18 protein-coding genes and 1 tRNA gene are annotated in these 17,241 nt (G+C 65.0%); 7 read left to right on the forward strand and 12 right to left on the reverse strand.

The genetic code is table 11. The features are described from left to right. Window positions 1-122: 122 nt before the first annotated feature. From ACEQZD_RS05960 to ACEQZD_RS05995, 8 genes are all read right to left on the reverse strand, one after another. A tRNA-Ser gene (locus ACEQZD_RS05960) sits at window positions 123-213 on the reverse strand. A gap of 79 nt (window positions 214-292) precedes the next feature. Next, window positions 293-484, reverse strand: a complete 192-nt coding sequence (gene csrA / locus ACEQZD_RS05965) for a carbon storage regulator CsrA (protein WP_142949643.1) — start codon at window positions 482-484, stop codon at window positions 293-295. Window positions 485-694: 210 nt separating this feature from the next. Then, window positions 695-1,921: an aspartate kinase gene (locus tag ACEQZD_RS05970; RefSeq protein ID WP_142949642.1), complete on the reverse strand. Its 1,227-nt coding sequence runs from the start codon at window positions 1,919-1,921 to the stop codon at window positions 695-697. Between the two features lie 71 nt (window positions 1,922-1,992). Beyond that, window positions 1,993-4,590, reverse strand: a complete 2,598-nt coding sequence (gene alaS, locus ACEQZD_RS05975) for an alanine--tRNA ligase (RefSeq protein ID WP_370184568.1) — start codon at window positions 4,588-4,590, stop codon at window positions 1,993-1,995. 97 nt (window positions 4,591-4,687) lie between these two features. Then, the gene (locus ACEQZD_RS05980; protein WP_370184571.1) at window positions 4,688-5,452 is read right to left on the reverse strand and encodes a sulfite exporter TauE/SafE family protein; all 765 of its coding nucleotides are present in this window, start codon (window positions 5,450-5,452) and stop codon (window positions 4,688-4,690) included. Window positions 5,453-5,532: 80 nt separating this feature from the next. Beyond that, the gene (locus ACEQZD_RS05985) at window positions 5,533-6,033 is read right to left on the reverse strand and encodes a regulatory protein RecX (protein ID WP_370184574.1); all 501 of its coding nucleotides are present in this window, start codon (window positions 6,031-6,033) and stop codon (window positions 5,533-5,535) included. Then, window positions 6,026-7,078, reverse strand: a complete 1,053-nt coding sequence (recA, locus tag ACEQZD_RS05990; protein ID WP_370184576.1) for a recombinase RecA — start codon at window positions 7,076-7,078, stop codon at window positions 6,026-6,028. Before recA ends, ACEQZD_RS05985 begins: the two co-directional genes overlap by 8 nt. A 170-nt stretch (window positions 7,079-7,248) precedes the next feature. Further along, window positions 7,249-7,728, reverse strand: a complete 480-nt coding sequence (locus ACEQZD_RS05995) for a CinA family protein (protein WP_370184577.1) — start codon at window positions 7,726-7,728, stop codon at window positions 7,249-7,251. Window positions 7,729-7,875: 147 nt separating this feature from the next. On the opposite strand from ACEQZD_RS05995, the gene ACEQZD_RS06000 reads away from it, so the two are divergent. Beyond that, window positions 7,876-8,625: a response regulator transcription factor gene (locus ACEQZD_RS06000; RefSeq protein ID WP_214011898.1), complete on the forward strand. Its 750-nt coding sequence runs from the start codon at window positions 7,876-7,878 to the stop codon at window positions 8,623-8,625. 59 nt (window positions 8,626-8,684) lie between these two features. Next, the gene (locus ACEQZD_RS06005; RefSeq protein WP_370184579.1) at window positions 8,685-9,848 is read left to right on the forward strand and encodes a zinc-dependent alcohol dehydrogenase; all 1,164 of its coding nucleotides are present in this window, start codon (window positions 8,685-8,687) and stop codon (window positions 9,846-9,848) included. A 93-nt stretch (window positions 9,849-9,941) separates the two neighbouring features. Here the strand turns inward: ACEQZD_RS06005 and ACEQZD_RS06010 are convergent, their stop codons facing one another. Beyond that, window positions 9,942-10,691 (reverse strand): lipid-binding SYLF domain-containing protein, encoded by a 750-nt coding sequence (locus ACEQZD_RS06010; RefSeq protein ID WP_185956950.1) that lies wholly within the window; start codon window positions 10,689-10,691, stop codon window positions 9,942-9,944. Window positions 10,692-10,829: 138 nt separating this feature from the next. On the opposite strand from ACEQZD_RS06010, the gene ACEQZD_RS06015 reads away from it, so the two are divergent. From ACEQZD_RS06015 to ACEQZD_RS06030, 4 genes are all read left to right on the forward strand, one after another. Next, window positions 10,830-11,432, forward strand: coding sequence for a YqaA family protein (locus ACEQZD_RS06015; RefSeq protein WP_370184582.1), 603 nt, complete (start codon window positions 10,830-10,832; stop codon window positions 11,430-11,432). A 94-nt stretch (window positions 11,433-11,526) separates the two neighbouring features. Next, entirely contained in the window at window positions 11,527-12,048 is a 522-nt protein-coding gene (locus ACEQZD_RS06020; RefSeq protein ID WP_339619840.1) for a sigma-70 family RNA polymerase sigma factor, read from the forward strand. Further along, complete coding sequence (locus tag ACEQZD_RS06025; RefSeq protein ID WP_335629338.1) at window positions 12,045-13,010, forward strand: FecR domain-containing protein; 966 nt, start codon at window positions 12,045-12,047, stop codon at window positions 13,008-13,010. Before ACEQZD_RS06020 ends, ACEQZD_RS06025 begins: the two co-directional genes overlap by 4 nt. 85 nt (window positions 13,011-13,095) lie before the next feature. After that, a complete protein-coding gene (locus ACEQZD_RS06030; protein WP_370184585.1) occupies window positions 13,096-15,477 on the forward strand; it encodes a TonB-dependent siderophore receptor in 2,382 nt (793 codons plus the stop codon). Window positions 15,478-15,549: 72 nt separating this feature from the next. Here ACEQZD_RS06030 and ACEQZD_RS06035 read toward each other — a convergent pair whose 3' ends face one another. Genes ACEQZD_RS06035 through ACEQZD_RS06045 form a run of 3 tightly spaced genes read right to left on the reverse strand, consistent with a single transcriptional unit; the run spans window position 15,550 to window position 16,833 of the window. After that, window positions 15,550-16,170 carry a putative adenosine monophosphate-protein transferase Fic gene (locus ACEQZD_RS06035; protein ID WP_370184589.1) on the reverse strand — a complete coding sequence of 207 codons (621 nt, stop codon included), beginning with the start codon at window positions 16,168-16,170 and terminating at the stop codon, window positions 15,550-15,552. After that, entirely contained in the window at window positions 16,146-16,325 is a 180-nt protein-coding gene (locus ACEQZD_RS06040) for a YhfG family protein (protein WP_370184586.1), read from the reverse strand. The genes ACEQZD_RS06035 and ACEQZD_RS06040 overlap by 25 nt, the downstream gene beginning before the upstream one ends. A 55-nt stretch (window positions 16,326-16,380) precedes the next feature. After that, window positions 16,381-16,833, reverse strand: coding sequence for a helix-turn-helix domain-containing protein (locus ACEQZD_RS06045; RefSeq protein WP_142949624.1), 453 nt, complete (start codon window positions 16,831-16,833; stop codon window positions 16,381-16,383). Window positions 16,834-17,108: 275 nt separating this feature from the next. Between ACEQZD_RS06045 and ACEQZD_RS06050 the strand changes: the two genes are divergently transcribed. Continuing rightward, window positions 17,109-17,241, forward strand: a 133-nt coding sequence (locus ACEQZD_RS06050; RefSeq protein WP_370184590.1) for a hypothetical protein, incomplete at its 3' end; no start/stop codon positions are given.

The following is a 17,241-nucleotide window of genomic DNA, read 5'->3' on the forward strand; positions in this document are numbered from 1 at the left end:
CCGCCGGGCGGCAACGCCCCTCACGGCGCTTTGCGCCGTTCGGTCGAACGGAGGGTTCGAATCATCACCTCCCTCTCCGCCATACACAAAAAAGCCCGGCGTTGGCCGGGCTGTTTTGTGTATGGCGGAGAGGGAGGGATTCGAACCCTCGATACGCGCAATGCGTATGGTTCCTTAGCAGGGAACTGGTTTCAGCCACTCACCCACCTCTCCGGAACTCGGATTTTTCGATCGTTGGATAACGATTTAGCCGCGCATGATACCAGCTTGCGCGAAAAATACAGCCCAAAAATCAGGCATTCTCGCCGGTGTCGCTGCTTTTTTCGTGTTGAATCCGCTGGTAGATCTCTTCGCGGTGCACCGCGACTTCCTTCGGGGCGTTAACACCGATGCGGACCTGGTTGCCTTTGACGCCAAGCACGGTGACGGTGACATCGTCGCCGACCATCAACGTCTCGCCGACGCGACGCGTAAGTATCAGCATGGAAAATCCCTCCTGGGTCCATCAGATTGTTCAGTGAGCGCGTTCCCGCACACCAGGTGTGAGAGGACCCGTCATCCTTGTGTTCCATCATGCGGACGGCCCGGCTCCCTGGTGAGCGAGGCCGGCATTATGCCGCATCAGATTAGGAAAGTCTCCCTAGAGACTAGCCACGCCCGCCCCGTGAATGCAATCACCGGGCGGGCTCCGGCATCACGCCGCCGGCTGGTCCAGCTCGAAGGCCTGATGCAACGCACGCACCGCCAATTCGAGGTATTTCTCGGCCACCACCACGGAGACTTTAATCTCGGAGGTGGAGATCATGGTGATGTTCACGCCCTCGGCGGCCAGCGTCTGGAACATCTTGCTGGCGACACCGGCGTGGGAGCGCATGCCGACACCCACCAGGGAGATTTTGGCGATCTTGTCGTCACCGATGATTTCCGGGTTGCCCAGTTCCTCGGCGGCCTGCTTGAGGGCCTCCTTGGCTTTGGCGAAATCGTTGCGGTGCACGGTGAACGTGAAGTCGGTGGCGCCGTCGGCGCCCACGTTCTGCACGATCATGTCCACTTCAATGTTGGCGTCGCTGACCGGCCCGAGAATCTTGAAGGCAATGCCCGGAGTGTCCGGCGCGCCGCGTACGGTGATCTTTGCTTCGTCACGGGTAAAAGCGATGCCAGAGATAACCGGCTTTTCCATATCCACCTCGTCGTCGACGGTAATGAGGGTGCCCGGGCCCTCTTGAAAACTGGACAGTACGCGCAGCGGCACGTTGTATTTGCCGGCGAATTCCACCGAACGAATCTGCAACACCTTGGAACCCAGGCTGGCCATTTCCAGCATTTCCTCGAAGGTGATGCTGTCCAGACGGCGGGCGGTGTCCACGACCCGCGGGTCGGTGGTGTAAACCCCGTCCACATCGGTGTAGATCTGGCACTCGTCGGCTTTCAGCGCCGCCGCCAGGGCCACCGCGGTGGTGTCCGAGCCGCCCCGGCCCAGGGTGGTGATGTTGCCGTCCTGGTCGATGCCCTGGAAGCCGGCCACCACGCACACCCGGCCGGCGTCGAGATCGGCGCGCATCTTGCGGTCGTCGATCTCTTCAATGCGGGCCTTGGAGTGGGTGTTGTCGGTGCGGATGGCGACCTGGCCGCCGGTGTAGGAACGGGCGCCCACGTTGAGCTTCTGCAGCGCCATGGACAGCAGCGCGATGGTGACCTGCTCGCCGGTGGAGACCAGCACGTCCATCTCCCGCGCCGGCGGGTTGTCGTGCACGCCGTTGGCCAATTCGATCAGGCGGTTGGTTTCACCGCTCATGGCGGAGACCACCACGACCACCTGATCACCACGTTCCCGGAAGCGCGCCACCCGTTCGGCGACGGCCTGAATGCGTTCGACGGTGCCTACCGAGGTGCCGCCGTATTTCTGGACAATTAGAGCCATAGTGACTTGGTTTCTGCCAAAAGAGGCGCGCAAGCATAGCATTTGCGCCCCTGATTTTCATGTGAGGGTGGTCAGAGCTGCTCCGCCACCCACCGATACGCACTCTCCAACGCCGCCGGCAGAGCCGCCGCGTCGCTGCCGCCGCCCTGCGCCATATCCGGCCGGCCGCCGCCTTTGCCACCGACCTGCCCGGCAACGTGTTTCATCAAATCACCGGCCTTGACCCGGTCGGTGAGGTCCTTGGTGACACCGGCCACCAGCGACACCTTGTCGCCTTCGGCGGCGGCCAGGAGGATCACGCCGGAGCCCAGTTTGTCCTTCACCTTGTCCATGGTGACGCGCAGCGTTTTGGCGTCGGCGCCATCGACGCTGGTGGCCAGCACCTTCACGCCCTGGACATCACGGGCCTCGGCCGTCAGGTCGCCACCGGCGCCGGACGCGAGTTTCTGCTTGAGTCGTTCAATCTCTTTTTCCAGTTCCCGCACCCGGCGGGTCTGGGCGCCGACCCGTTCGGCGGCCTGCTCCGGCCCGCTTCTCAGGGTCGCGGCGATTTCGCCCAGCGCCTGCTCTTGCTGGCGCACCCGCGCCAGCGCGTACTCGCCGGTGACCGCTTCGATGCGGCGCACGCCGGCGGCGGCGGAGGTTTCCAGGGTGATCTTGAACAGGCCGATGTCGCCGGTCCGCTGCACATGGGTACCGCCGCACAGCTCCTTGGAGAAGCCGTCGCTGCCCATGGTCAGCACCCGCACTTCGCTGTCGTATTTCTCTCCGAACAGGGCCATGGCGCCGGCGTCCTTGGCCGCTTCCATATCCATCAACTCGGTGGTCACCGCCGCGTTCTCGAGAATCTGACGGTTGACCAGGGTCTCGATCTCTTCGCGCTGCTCGGCACTCAGGGCTTCGCCGTGGGCGAAGTCAAAGCGCAGGTAGTCCGGCGCCACCAGCGAGCCTTTCTGCTGCACATGGTCGCCCAGCACGCGGCGCAGGGCGGCGTGCAGCAAATGGGTGGCGGAGTGGTGGCGCATGATGGCGCGGCGGCGCTCCACATCCACATAGGCGTCCACCTTGTCGCCCACTTTCAGGGTGCCGCTGCTCACGGTGCCCACGTGGATGTGCGCCTGGCCGCGCTTGCGGGTGTCTTCCACGTTGAAGCGGGCGTCGCCGGCGACGAGCACGCCCCGGTCGCCCACCTGGCCGCCGGACTCGGCGTAGAACGGCGTGCGCTTGAGCAGCACCATGCCGGTGTCCCCGGCTTCCAGGCTGTCCACGGCGGCGCCGTCGCGGTAGAGGCCTTCCACCTCGGCCTGATCCTGATGTTTCTCGTAACCGGAGAAGTCGGTGACCGCCTCAATGTTGAGCCGGTCGCTGTAATCGTTGGCGAAGGCGCCGGCGCCCCGGGCGCGCTCACGCTGCGCCTGCATTTCCTGGTCGAAGCCGTCCATGTCCACGGACAGGCCGCGCTCACGGGCGACGTCGGCGGTCAGGTCGGGCGGGAAGCCATGAGTGTCGTACAGAGCGAACACCACCCGGCCGGGCAGCTCGTCGCCCTGCAGGTCGGCCATGGCGCCTTCCAGCACTTTCATGCCGGCGGCCAGGGTGCGGCCGAACTGCTCTTCCTCGGCCAGCAGGGCCTTCTCCACCCGCGCCTGCTCACGGCGCAGCTCGGGGTAGGCGTCGCCCATCTGCGCCACCAGCGCCGCCACCAGGGTGTGGAAGAACGGCTTGTCCTGGCCCAGCTGGTGACCGTGACGCAGGGCGCGGCGGATGATACGGCGCAGCACATAGCCGCGCCCCTCGTTGGACGGCACCACACCGTCGGTGATCAGGAAACTGGCCGAGCGGATATGGTCGGCGATCACCCGCAGGGATTTGTTTTCCAGGTCGTCGCAGCCGGTGGCCCGGGCGGCGGCCTTGAGCAGCGCCTGGAACAGGTCGATCTCATAATTGGAATGCACGCCCTGCTGCACCGCGGCGATACGTTCCAGGCCCATGCCGGTGTCCACGCTGGGCTTGGGCAGCGGCTTCAACTCGCCGTCGTCCTGGCGGTCGTACTGCATGAACACCAGGTTCCAGATCTCAATGTAGCGGTCCAGGTCGCCGTCCTCGGAGCCCGGCGGGCCGCCGGGCACGTCGGCGCCGTGGTCGTAGAAGATCTCGGAGCTGGGGCCGCAGGGGCCGGTGTCGCCCATCTGCCAGAAGTTGTCTTCATCCAGACGCGAGAAGCGCTCGGCGCTGACGCCCATTTCCTTGAGCCAGATGTCCGCCGCTTCGTCGTCGGACACATGCACCGTCACCCACAGCTTCTCCGGCGGCAGCCCCAGCTCACCGGTGAGGAACTCCCAGGCGAAGCGGATGGCGTCGCGCTTGAAGTAATCGCCGAAGCTGAAGTTACCCAGCATTTCGAAGAAGGTGTGGTGGCGGGCGGTGTAGCCCACGTTTTCCAGGTCGTTGTGCTTGCCGCCGGCACGCACGCAGCGCTGCGAGCTGGTGGCGCGGGTGTAATCGCGCTTGTCGCGGCCGAGGAACACATCCTTGAACTGGTTCATCCCCGCATTGGTGAACAGCAGGGTGGGATCGTTCTCCGGCACCAGCGAGGACGACGCCACCACGGCGTGGCCCTGGCGGGCGAAGTAATCGAGAAAGGCCTGGCGAATCTCAGCGCTCTTCATACGCAAGCAACTACTTTAGACAGGGAAATGGGGAGCAAAGTATAGCGTTGTCAAAGGGCGGTTGCGATGGGGAAGGCGCGCCGGCCCGGCGCGCCACTTACTTGAACGCCGCCGCCGCGCAGACCGTCACCACCATCACCAGCAGAATCCACTTCAGCACACGCTGGGACACCTTGTGGGCGAAGCCCACGCCCAGCCGCACGCCCAGCAGGGTGCCGGCGGCGACCAGCAGGCCCGGCAGCCAGGCGACCTGATCCCGCCACACGAAAATACCCAGGGCGAGAATGGTGAAGCCGCCGGTGATCGCCAGCTTCAGGCCGTTGGTGCGCACCAGGTCGTAACGCAGCTGGCCCGCCAGCACCGCGATCAGCAAGAAGCCCACCCCGGCCTGGGCGAAGCCGCCGTAGGCCCCGGTCACGAACAGCCCGGCCCAGGCCGCCGGAGTGCTGGCCAGAGCGCGGGGCGCCTCGTCGGGCCCGGCCACCAGCGTGGACGGTTTCAGCACCATCACCACCGCCATCACCACCAGGGTGGTCAGCAATACCGGTTCCAGAATGGTGGTCGGCAGGAAGGACGCGGCCAGAGTGCCGAGCAAGGCGCCGGCCAGGGTCGGCACCATGATGCCCGGCAACGCCGCCACCGGCATGGAGCCATGGCGATGGAATTGGCGGGCGCCCTCAAGACACTGGATCAAGACGCCCACGCGCATGGTGCCGTTGGCCAGGGCCGGCCCCATGCCGGTCAGCATTAGCAGCGGCAGAATCAGCAGCCCGCCGCCGCCGGCGAGGGTATTGATAAAACCGGCGATCACGCCGGAACCCAGCAAGGCCGCCACCAGCCAGGGGTCGCTCAGGTATTCCACGTCGATTCCCCGTTACCTGTCAGAAAGGGAAAGCATTATGACCTGTCCGGCGGGGGAATAAAGTGACGAGGCGCACCGGATCAGTCGAGGTCTTCTTCCCCGGCCAGATCCAGCGCGTTGAAGCTCTGCTCCGCGTCGAAGCCCCGGGACTGCAGAAAGCGCAACTGGCGGGCTTTTTCCTTGCGGTCCGCCGGCGGCCGGCGGAAGCGCCGGGCGTGGGTCTCGCGGGCCAGGGCAAACCAGTCACACTCGGCCTGTTCCAGGGCCTCCTTGACCAGGGCCTCCGGAAGGCCGCGCTGCTGAAGCTCGGAGCGGATGCGCAACGGGCCCTGGCCGCGCTCGATCCGCGAACGCACAAAAAAACCGGCGAAGCGCCGGTCATTCAGAAATTCGTGTTCCTGGCACCAGTCCAGCGCCGCGTCCAGCGCCTCGCTGTCGCCGAACTTGCGCGCCATCTTGACGCGCAACTCGGCACGGCCGTGGTCCCGGCGCGCCAGCATCTTCACCGCATACTGGCGTAACTCTGAAGGGTCGGCGGGGCCGTCTTCGGGGCCCCGCTGTCGCCGGCGCCGTTCAGTCATCCTTGCCGTCTTGCGCCTCGTCGCCCTCGGCCACCGCCGCTTCCTCGCTGGCGGGGGTGACCACATTCAGCAGGCGGGCACGGATTTCCTTCTCGATGGCCTGGGCCACGTCCGGGTGCTCGGCCAGATAGTCGCAGGCGTTCTGCTTGCCCTGGCCGATCTTGTCGCCCTGGTAGGCGTACCAGGCGCCGGACTTGTCCACCAGACCCTGCTGAACGCCCAGGTCCAGCACTTCGCCCAGCTGATTGCTGCCCTGGCCGTAGAGAATCTGGAATTCCGCCTGCTTGAACGGCGGCGCCACCTTGTTCTTGACCACCTTCACCCGGGTTTCGTTACCGGTGACTTCGTCGCCCTGCTTCACCGCGCCGATACGACGGATGTCCAGGCGCACGGAGGAGTAGAACTTGAGGGCGTTGCCGCCGGTGGTGGTTTCCGGGTTGCCGAACATCACACCGATCTTCATGCGGATCTGGTTGACGAACATCACCAGGCAGTTGGCGTTTTTCACGTTACCGGTGATCTTGCGCAGTGCCTGGCTCATCAGGCGGGCCTGCAGGCCGACGTGGGCGTCGCCCATCTCGCCTTCGATTTCCGCCTTCGGCACCAGGGCCGCCACGGAGTCCACGATCACCACGTTGACGGCGCCGGAACGCACCAGCATGTCGGTGATTTCCAGCGCCTGCTCGCCGGTGTCCGGCTGGGACACCAGCAGGTCGTCCACGTTAACGCCGAGTTTTTCAGCGTAATCCGGGTCCAGGGCGTGCTCCGCGTCAACGAACGCACAGGTGGCGCCCTGCTTCTGCGCCTGGGCGATCACGCTCAGGGTCAGCGTGGTCTTACCGGAGGACTCCGGGCCATAGATTTCGACGATCCGGCCCTTCGGCAGGCCGCCGATGCCCAGGGCGATATCCAGGCCCAGGGAGCCGGTGGAAATGGCGGGCATGGGCTCGCGCTTCCGGTCGCCCATGCGCATCACCGAACCTTTACCGAACTGGCGCTCGATCTGGGACAGCGCCGCCGACAGTGCCTTACTCTTGTCGCTCATTTGTGAACCCCTCTCCGATTCCATCCATTGGCACAGAAACTGACCCGATGGCCAGCACTGTCTTTCTGGACAGCATTATGGGCAGTGTTTGTGCGGGGTGCAACCCCCGCCGCGGGCGTGACGATGGCGGCCATGATACACGTCCCCGCGGAGGAACAAATCCACGCGCCTCACAGGCGCTCGATCAACCCCTCCAGGGCCGCCAGCATGCTGCGGTTACGCACCTCGTCGCGGTCGCCGGGGAACAGGAAGTGCTGCGCCTCGGCGATGTCCTCGCCCAGACCCCAGCCGATCCACACCGTGCCCACCGGCTTCTCGGCGGTGCCGCCGTCCGGACCGGCCACGCCGCTCACCGAGATGCTGACGTCGCCGTTGGAGTGCGCCAGCGCGCCCCGGGCCATGGCCAGCACCACCTCTTCGCTGACCGCGCCGTGGGTCTCCAGAAGGGAACGCGGCACGCCCAGCATTTCTTCCTTGGACAGGTTGGAATAGGTCACGAAGCCGCGCTCGAACCAGCTCGAGGCCCCCGGCTCGTCGGTGAGCAGGCGGGCGATGCCGCCGCCGGTGCAGGACTCCGCCGTGACCACGGAAAACCGCCGCTGTTGTAAAATCTTGCCTAACTCCCGGGCTCGATCCGCCAGTCCTTGCATGCGCCTTACCTCGCCAAAGCCTGTTATTAGCGCCTCCATGATGGACGACTTGGCGCGGGCTTCCCAGCGCCCGCTACGCGACCACCTTCCAAGCCGGCGGCGGCTGTGCTATCCCCGGGGCACCGACGCTAGTGAAGGAGCACTACCGTGACAACCGCAAAGGAAGATTCAACGGCGGCGGACGCCACGCCGAAAGGCACCACGCCAGGCGCCGCCCTGGACAGCGTCGTGCACCTGGTGGACGAGGACCCGGGCGCCCGCGACCGCCTGGACCGGTTGATGCGCCGCGCCTACCTGCCCTGCCGGGGCTACCGGGACAGCGACGATCTACTGCTGCGTCTCACGGATGACCGGCCCGGCTGCGTACTGGTGACCCTGCGCACCCCGGGGATGGCCGGGGTGCGCACCCAGCAGCGTCTGAGCGACACCGGCTCCACCCTGTCGGTGGTGTTCCTGGGCGACAGCCCCCGGGTCAGCGCGGCGGTCGGGGCAATGCGCGCCGGCGCCGAGGACTTCCTCGCCAACCCCACCGACGACGACACCCTGATCGACACCGTGCAACAGGCGGTGGCCCGGGACCGGCGCCGCAAAGCCCGTCAGAGCGCCCGCTTGGCGCTGCGCCAACGCCTGGCCCGGCTCACCCCGCGTGAGCGGGAAACCCTCGAGGCGGTGGTCTCGGGGCTGTCCAACAAGGGCATCGCCGAGGCCCTGTCGATTTCGCCGAAAACCGTGGAACTGCACCGCGCCCATATGATGCACAAGATGGGCGCCGGCTCGGTGGCGGAAGTGGTGAAGCTGTACCTGTTCGCCACGGAAGCGGCCACGCCGCCGGTTACGGGTTTTCCCCTGCCCGGCCACGGGGAACGCCCTATAGGCAACCGCCAGCGCACGGACTAGCTTGGCCCTTCACCCAAGGAACCGCCGGCGCCGTGCCGGCGGCCGGCAAAGGAGGCGCTATGAAAGCTCTTACCTGGCACGGTACCCACGACGTGCGCGTGGACACTGTCCCCGACCCACGGATCCAGGACCCCGGCGACGCCATTCTCAAAGTCACCGCCACCGCCATTTGCGGGTCCGACCTGCATCTCTATAACGGCCTGATGCCCGCCATGGAGCCCGGCGACGTGCTCGGCCACGAATTCATGGGCGAAGTGGTCGAGGTCGGCAAGGAGGTGCGCAACCTGAAAAAAGGCGACCGCGTGGTGGTGCCGTTCACGATCGCCTGCGGCCACTGTTTCTTCTGCGACAAACGCCTGTATTCGCTGTGCGAGACCAGCAACCCCAACGCCGACGACGCCGCCCAGGCCATGGGGCACTCCCCGGCCGCCCTGTTCGGCTACTCTCATCTTCTGGGCGACATCCCCGGCGGCCAGGCGGAATACGTGCGCGTGCCCCACGCCGATGTGGGACCGCTGAAAGTGGCATCCGACATGAAGGACGAGCAACTGCTGTTCCTGTCGGACATCTACCCCACCGGCTACATGGCCGCCGCCAATTGCGACATCAGCGCCGGTGACACGGTGGCGGTGTGGGGCTGCGGCCCGGTGGGTCAGTTCGCCATCCGCAGCGCCTGGATGCTCGGCGCCGGCCGGGTGATCGCCATCGACCGCGTTCCCGAGCGGCTCGCCCTGGCGGAAACGCAATCCCAGGCGGAGGTGATCAACTTCGAGAAAGACGACCCCTACCAGCGCCTGATGGAGATGACCCGGGGCTACGGGCCGGACAGCTGCATCGACGCGGTGGGCGCCGAGGCCCACGGCGCCGGCGACCCGGAATACCAGCGCCGGGACAGCGACTCCGGCGAACCCAACCGCCCCACCGCCCTCAATCAGATGATTCAGAGCTGCCGCAAGGGCGGGCAATTGTCGATTCCCGGCGTCTACACCGACAGCATGGACGGCGTCGCCTTCAACGGCCTGATGAACAAGGGGCTGTCACTGAAAAGCGGCCAGACCCATATGCAGGCCTATATGCCCGCCCTGTTACAGACCATCGAGCTGGGCAACATCGACCCGTCCTTCATCATCACCCACCGCTACGGACTGAACGACGCCGCCAATGCCTACGCGGATTTCAACGCCAAGCAGGACGGCTGCATCAAGGTGGTGATGACGCCCTGAGCCCGGCAGCCGGCGTCCACAAAAAAGCCCCGCCATCCGGCGGGGCTTTTTATGCGCCTCTGATTATGCGCCTTTGAGTGTCGCCGCTGTCGTTCAGGGCAACCGGGTCTTCAACGCGTCGGCGTCTTCGCTATCGTCTTCCACTTCACCTTCCAGGATCGCCTCCGCGCTGGTGGCGCGGGTGTAGTATTCCTGGTTGGCTTCATCGTCACTGAAGACATCGCTGACGCTGATGGCACCGCCGGCGAACAGGCCTTCGGTGCTGCTCCAGAACAGCACGTCGCCCTTGCCGTAGCTGCCCTGGGCCACCTTGGACCAGTCGACAAGCGTCAGGCCGGCGTCCGCGTTGAGCGCGAAGTTGTGGTCCTGCTTGAAGGACGCCACCGCCTTATCGGTCATCAGCAGCATCGCCACCTCGCCGGCGGCGACACCGCCCTGGGCACCGGCACTGACCGCGCCGAAGTTAAAGAACGCCGGACCGTTCCAGTCACCGCCGTCCTTGGCCAGCACCACGCCCTGGCCGCCGCGGCCACCGAACACAAAGGCGCCACGCCCGAAATCGGGCACCAGAAACACACCCTTGGCCTGCTCCAGCGCGGCGTCCATACCGTCCTCGCGCTTCATGTTTTGCAGCACTTTCTCGGACTCGTTGAGCACGTCCCGAGCGTTCCGGCGCTCTTCGCCGGTCTGCACGTTGGACGCCTGGTCCTCCATATGATCCATGCTCTGGGTGTTCTGCATGGTCTCCGCGTCATCCACGTCGCGACCGGTCTGATTGGCGGCGACGCCCGCCGCCAGCGAAGCCAGCGCCAGGGAAGTCGCTGTGATCGTTGCTACCTTCATGGTTCTCTCCTTCCTTGATGAGGGAACCGCCACGCTAGGGCGCCAGTCCGACCTCTGGAAATACGGGATAACCCGTGGTCGGCGGCCACAGCGTGCTAATCTTGGCCGGTTTTTCATTCCTTAACACACCCGGACACCATGACCTCAGCACCTACCCGCGCCCGGCGATGGCTGGAACGCCTCAACGGCTCCAAGCACATGCTCTGGCTGCTCGCGCTGTTCTCCTTTCTGGAGACCCTCATCGTGCCGGTGCCCATTGAGCTGGTGCTGATCCCGCTGATGGCCCTGAACCGCCAGCGCATCTGGCGCATCGCCACGGTCACCACCGCCGGCTGCCTGGCCGCCTCGCTGCTCGGCTACGGCGTCGGCATGGTGCTTTATCAGTCCGTCGGCACCTGGTTCATCGACACCATGGGCATGCAGAACGCCTACCAGGCCTACCAGGGCTTCTTCGACCGGTACGGTTTCATCGCCATCCTCACCCTGGGCATTCTGCCGATCCCGTTCCAAGTGGCGATGATCACCGCCGGCCTGTCCGGCTACCCCATCGCCCTGTTCGTGCTGGCCGCGCTGATCGCGCGCGGCATTCGCTACTACGGCCTGGCCTGGCTGGTGCTGAGGTTCGGCCCCCGTGTGGAGCGGATGTGGCGGCGCCACGCGCTGGTGACCAGCCTGGCGGCCGGGTTGATCGTCTTCGGCCTGGCGCTGGGGATGCAGTGGCTGGCGGGCCAGGTGCTCTGAGCGCTCCCCTCTATCGCACTCTATCGCATTGAAATGATACCTATTCCCATTTAAGATTCGTCCTCATTATCTTTGTCCGTATCGGGGTCGGGTTATGTCCGGGGTTCCACAGCAGTCGCTGTCGGTGGCAACGCTGTACAGCGACCATCATGGGTGGCTGAAAAACTGGCTGGGGCGGCGGCTGGGCGATGCCATGGACGCCGAGGATCTCACCCAGGACACCTTTATCCGTGTCATCCGCTCCTCCCAGGACCCGGGGCTGCTCCGTGAGCCGCGCCGGTTTCTGGTGACCGTGGCACGGGGTCTCACCGTCGACCTGTTCCGGCGCCGGACGCTGGAACGGCAATACCTGGAAGCTCTGGCCAGCCTGCCGGAGACCGCCGCGCCTTCGGAAGAGGAGCGGGCTTTGGTGGTGGAAACCTTGATGGAAGTGGACGCCATGCTCGCCAACCTGGGCGCGCGGGTGCGCAAGGCCTTCATTCTTTCCCAACTTGAGGGGCTGACCTACCAGCAGATCGCCGATCAACTGGGCGTTTCCCTGCGCACCATCAAAGGTGATATGGCCAAGGCCATGGAGCATTGCTGCCTGTACCGGCTGGAGCACGGCCTGCAATGACCACACGGCAAGGCATCGGGGAAACGCTCAAGGACGCCATTCGCGACGCGGCCCGCTGGTACGCGGTGCTGAATGCTCCCGACGTCACGCCGGCGGATCAGCGTGGCTGGCAGCAATGGCTTGCCGATGCACCGGAGCACCGACTGGCCTGGCGCGAAGTGGAGCGCGTGCAGGACAGCCTGCAGCGGGTGCCGGGCCGGCTGGCGGCGCCGGCGCTGCAGCGCGCCACGCTGACCCGGCGTCAGGTGCTGACGCGGCTCGGCATGGTCGCCGTGGCCGCGCCCGTGGGCGCGCTGACCTGGCAGCTGGCGCCCTGGGAGCGGTGGCGCGCCCAATACGTCACCGGCATCGGCGAACAGCGCAAGCTGGTACTGGCCGACGGCAGCCAGCTTATGCTCAACACCGACACCCGCGTGGACACCGACTACAACCCGCGCCACCGGTTGATCCGCCTCCACGACGGCGAAATTCTGGTGCAATCCGCGCCGGACCCGCGCCGGCCGTCGCGCCCGCTTCTGGTGGACACGCCCGAGGGCCGTATCCAGGCCCTGGGCACCCGGTTCACGGTGCGCCGTGACGCCGGCCAGACCCGCGTCACCGTTCTCGCCGACACCGTGCGCGTCACCAGTGCCAATCATCCGGACGGACGGCTCGTCCAGCAGGGCGAGGAAATCCGTTTCACCGCGGGCGACCTGCCCCCCACGCGCCCGGCGCCCGCCGGCGCCGCCAGTTGGGCCGGCGGCAAGCTGATGGTGGTGGATATGCCGTTGCGGGAACTGCTCGCCGAGCTTGGCCGCTACCGCCGGGGCCTCCTCGCCTGCAGCGACGCGGTTGCCGGATTGCGGGTGTCCGGCACTTTCCCGCTGGCGGACACCGACCGGGCGCTGAGCGTGATCACCGAGGCGTTCCCCTTACGCCAACGCCGCCTGACCGATTACTGGGTCACCCTGCTGCCTGTATAAAACATAATTTTTCGCCCTCCCTTTGCCCCTTTTTGCTCCCTGATTCGGCCCTCGGGTAACAGACGCTCATTTTCGAGGAACGACAATGTCCAGACCGCACACTATCACCAGCGCGCGCACGGCCCTGGGGCTTGCCGTGGCCCTGGCCATGGGCGCCACCGCCCTGCCCAGCGCCGCCCACGCGCAACAGAACACCGGCGGCACCGTCCAGGCCGAGCAACACTACGACATTTCAGCCGGACCGCTGAGCCAGGTGCTCAACCGGTTCGCCGACCAGGCCGGGGTGGCGCTCTCTTTCGATGCCGCCCGGCTGGGCCAGCGGCGCTCCGGGGGCCTCAAGGGACGCTTTACCGTGGAACAGGGGTTCAGCCGTCTGCTCGACGGCTCCGGCCAGATCGCCCGCGAGAAGAGTCCGGGCAACTACGTAATCGAAGCCACCAATGACAACCGGCTCGACCCGGTCCAGGTGAAAACCGGGCGGCTGGGTCTGAGCACGGAAAACACCGGCTCCTACACCACCGCCCAGGTGGGCATCGGCAGAACCGTGGAATCGGTGCGCGACATCCCGCAGACCGTCAACGTGGTCACCAGCCAGCAAATCAAAGACCGCAACATGACCACGCTGCAAGACGCCCTGGAAAACACCACCGGGGTCTCGGTGAAGAGCTACGGCACCGGCACCGCCAACTACCTGATCCGCGGGTTCGAAACCGACGCCATCAGCATTGACGGCAACCAGACCGGGGGCACCTCCAGCGGCACCCACGGCCACGGCGCGCCGGACCTGGCCGGCTTCGAGCGCGTGGAAGTGCTCAAGGGCCCGGCCGGGCTGCTGCAGGGCTCGGCGGAACCGGGCGGCTACATCAACCTGGTGCGCAAACGGGCCCTGGCGGAGCGGGCGGTGAGCCTCACCGGCTTCGCCCACTCCTGGCCGGGCTACCGGGTGCAGGTGGACGCCACCGGCGCCCTCACCGACGACGACCGGCTGCGCGCCCGCACGGTGGTGGCCTATGAAGATTCCGATGAGTACATCGAAGAAGTCACTCTGGAAAAAAAGGTGCTCTACACCACTCTGGAATACGACCTCACCGACGCCACCACCACCTCCATCGGTTTTTCCACCGAGGACGTGGAGTCGGTCCCCGACGTGGGTGTGCCCACCTACGCGGACGGCACCTTCGCCGACATCGACCGGGACCTTTACACCGGCGCCCCCTTCAACAACAAAAGCAGCCGGCTGAGCCGCGCCTTCGTGGAAGTGGAGCACCTGTTCGACAACGGCGTCATGCTGCTGGCCTCGGCGAACCGCACCGAGCGGGACTTTGATTATCTGTTGAATTACACGGTATCGCCGATCGACCCGGTCACCGGAGAAAGCACCCGCTGGGCGCTGGCCACCGACCAGGAACTCGAGGAGCAGGCCTACGACGTGCGCCTGGATATGCCCGTGTCGCTGCTGGGCCTCAACCACGACGTGCTGCTGGGCGTCCACCGCCGGACCTCCGAAGACGTGAGCAGCGGCTACCAGATCGACCTGAATTACCCGCCGATCAACGTGTTCGCCCCGGAAACCGCCAGCAACCCCTGGCCCAACCTGGCGCCCTTCAGCGACCCGAGCACCACCGAGCAGGAAGAAACCGGCGTTTACTTCAAGACCACCTCGTCGATCACCTACGCCACCAAACTGATCCTCGGCGGGCGCCTGACCAACTGGGAAACCGACAACGGCCAGGACACCGAACGGGTCAACGATGAGTTCACCCCCTACGCCGGCGTCGTCCACGAGCTGAACAACGACCTCAGCCTCTACGCCAGCGCGGCGCAGTCCTTCGTCCCGCAAACCGCGGAAAAGGCCAACGGCGACATCCTCGCCCCCCGCGAAGGCACCCAGTTCGAAATCGGCGCCAAAGGCGTTTTCAACCGCGGCCTGACCAACTACAACCTGGCCCTGTTCCGCATCACCGACGACAACCGCGCCATCCAGGACCCGGGCAACCCGGCCTTCTCCGTGGCCGGCGGCAAGGTGCGCGCCCAGGGCGTCGAAGCGGAAATCGCCGGCCAGGTCTCCGAGCGCATCCAGGTGCTCACCGGCTACGCGTACACCGACACCGAACAGCTCGAATCCGACGACCCGGACGCGGAAGGCAAACCCTTCGCCCCGGACTCCCCGAAGCACAGCCTCAAACTGTGGGGCAAATACACCTTCAATCCCAGCTGGGAAGCCGGCCTGGGCGCCCAATACAGCAGCGGCACCTTCGCCGAATCCGGCGGCGTGCGCTGGGAACAGAACGGCTACACCACCTTCTCGGCCATGGCCGCCTACAACCTCAACGCCGACACCCGCTTCGTGCTCACCGGCAGCAACCTCACCGACAAGCGCTACTACAGCCGCGTGCAAGGCGGCGGCCGCCAGAACTACTTCGGTGATGCGCGGCAGTTCAAGCTGAGCTTTGAAACGCGTTTTTGAGGCATCAGTGGGTGCTGCCGCCGCTGGCGTCAGATCTGCGCCCGGCGGCTCATCGCCGCCGGACGCGCAGCGTCATTGAATACGCCGACCAATACACCGATCGAAAATAGCTTCCAGGCGCCGGTAATCACAGGCCACGGCATCAATATTCCCCAGCCGCCAATCCTCTGGTTCGACCTCCCACCAACTGATCTCGTAGCCGGCATTGATGATCAAATGTTCAAACATCAACCGCTGGGCGCGACCGTTTCCTTCCCGGAAAGGGTGCAACATATTGATATCACCGTAATACTCAGCCACGGCGGCGATCAGGTCAGCCCGTTCGTAGTGCTCAAGCCAACGATCCTGGGCGAGCCTCGCAAAAATTTTCTCGGCTTCCGCTTCAATACGGGTAACAGTACAAAAGCGGGTGTCGTCTTTGGAGATGTCCACGGTGCGGATTTCGCCAGCCCAGTCATAGATGTCCTGGAACAGGTAGCGGTGCAGGCTTTGGAGATAATCAAGAGAATATGGAGGCGGATTAAAATCGATTTCGTCGGCGGCTATCGCGGTCAGTTCGCGTTCAGCCTCCGCTAGCTCATCGTCCGCCATTAGTCCAAGGCGGTTGATCAGCGTCGAGGTTCCCGGATAACAGTGTGGATCCTGGGCAACCCCGTACTTATCAGTACTCAGGCCTTCACCTTCGCACGATATTTATTGATTACGGCCTGTCGAGAAGTTGATGGCGCCACGGGGGCGGCCTTACTAACCTGAAAGCCCTCCAGCCGCATACTCGCCCGGTAGTTGGAGCTTCGGACCCTTGCGTGGTAGCTCTTTTTGGCTTTTAGCGTCAATGTCTTATCAGCCATAACTCACCCGTCTGTCGCCCCGTTATTATATCATAAATCAATCGCCTCTAGCGCATCAGTACCCCATATCGTGCTCTTGGGCCTGGTCCGCCAGAGCCTGCAGGGCGGCTTCGCTTTCGGCGGTTCGGGCTGCCCGGTACTCCATCACGTCCTGAAAGCGGATGCGACGATGTGTTCCGACCCGGCTGAAGGGGATGGCGCCTTCCTCCAGCAACTTGACCAGATGAGGCCGGGATACATTCAGCAGGTTGGCGGCTTCCTGGGTGGTCACCTCCGCGTGGACGGGCATGATGGTTACCGAGTTGCCCTGGGCCATTTCGGTGAGAATATTGCGCAACAGCTCCAGGGCATGCCGAGGCAGCACCAAATCCGTGTCATCCATACGAACCCTGGCGCGATCCTGCTCCGGATGATCTTTGAGCAACTTCGCCAGAGCGGCGGAGCTCTCACGAGCCAGATCCGTAGCCTGAGGGTCGGGGAGCTTGCTGTGGTCCGACGCGGTGTTCATAAGTACCTCTCGATGACGGATATCCTGGCGATATCCACAAACTAATCGAAATTAACGAAAATCGCAATAAACGAAAAATCAGTGACCTTCCTGCCCTCTCAATGTTCAATACGTCCAATGCCGGCAACGCAGCGCCCCACCAATAGAGCCCGCCCCAAGGGTTTGCTATTCTGCCCCGCTTACGTCCCGTTACCCGCCGGGGCGCCACCACTCTTCAGAAAACAGGCGATACCGCGCTTATGGCAATGGACGACCTTTCCGGGCACACGCCCATGATGCGCCAATACCTCGGCCTGAAGGCCGACCATCCGGATCAGTTGCTGTTCTACCGGAGGGGGGATTTCTACGGGCGGTTTTTCGGCGACGCGCAGACGGCGGCGCGGCTGCGGGATATCACCCTGACGCAGC

The organism is Alloalcanivorax sp., from assembly GCF_964221125.1.
Classification (GTDB): domain Bacteria; phylum Pseudomonadota; class Gammaproteobacteria; order Pseudomonadales; family Alcanivoracaceae; genus Alloalcanivorax; species Alloalcanivorax venustensis.

Bases quoted from the DNA above. Each gene is read 5' to 3' on its own strand.
- csrA (WP_142949643.1), bottom strand. From the start codon at position 484: ATGCTGATACTTACGCGTCGCGTCGGCGAGACGTTGATGGTCGGCGAC.
- ACEQZD_RS05970 (WP_142949642.1), bottom strand. From the start codon at position 1,921: ATGGCTCTAATTGTCCAGAAATACGGCGGCACCTCGGTAGGCACCGTC.
- alaS (WP_370184568.1), bottom strand. From the start codon at position 4,590: ATGAAGAGCGCTGAGATTCGCCAGGCCTTTCTCGATTACTTCGCCCGC.
- ACEQZD_RS05985 (WP_370184574.1), bottom strand. From the start codon at position 6,033: ATGACTGAACGGCGCCGGCGACAGCGGGGCCCCGAAGACGGCCCCGCC.
- recA (WP_370184576.1), bottom strand. From the start codon at position 7,078: ATGAGCGACAAGAGTAAGGCACTGTCGGCGGCGCTGTCCCAGATCGAG.
- ACEQZD_RS05995 (WP_370184577.1), bottom strand. From the start codon at position 7,728: ATGCAAGGACTGGCGGATCGAGCCCGGGAGTTAGGCAAGATTTTACAA.
- ACEQZD_RS06005 (WP_370184579.1), top strand. From the start codon at position 8,685: ATGAAAGCTCTTACCTGGCACGGTACCCACGACGTGCGCGTGGACACT.
- ACEQZD_RS06010 (WP_185956950.1), bottom strand. From the start codon at position 10,691: ATGAAGGTAGCAACGATCACAGCGACTTCCCTGGCGCTGGCTTCGCTG.
- ACEQZD_RS06015 (WP_370184582.1), top strand. From the start codon at position 10,830: ATGACCTCAGCACCTACCCGCGCCCGGCGATGGCTGGAACGCCTCAAC.
- ACEQZD_RS06020 (WP_339619840.1), top strand. From the start codon at position 11,527: ATGTCCGGGGTTCCACAGCAGTCGCTGTCGGTGGCAACGCTGTACAGC.
- ACEQZD_RS06025 (WP_335629338.1), top strand. From the start codon at position 12,045: ATGACCACACGGCAAGGCATCGGGGAAACGCTCAAGGACGCCATTCGC.
- ACEQZD_RS06030 (WP_370184585.1), top strand. From the start codon at position 13,096: ATGTCCAGACCGCACACTATCACCAGCGCGCGCACGGCCCTGGGGCTT.
- ACEQZD_RS06040 (WP_370184586.1), bottom strand. From the start codon at position 16,325: ATGGCTGATAAGACATTGACGCTAAAAGCCAAAAAGAGCTACCACGCA.
- ACEQZD_RS06045 (WP_142949624.1), bottom strand. From the start codon at position 16,833: ATGAACACCGCGTCGGACCACAGCAAGCTCCCCGACCCTCAGGCTACG.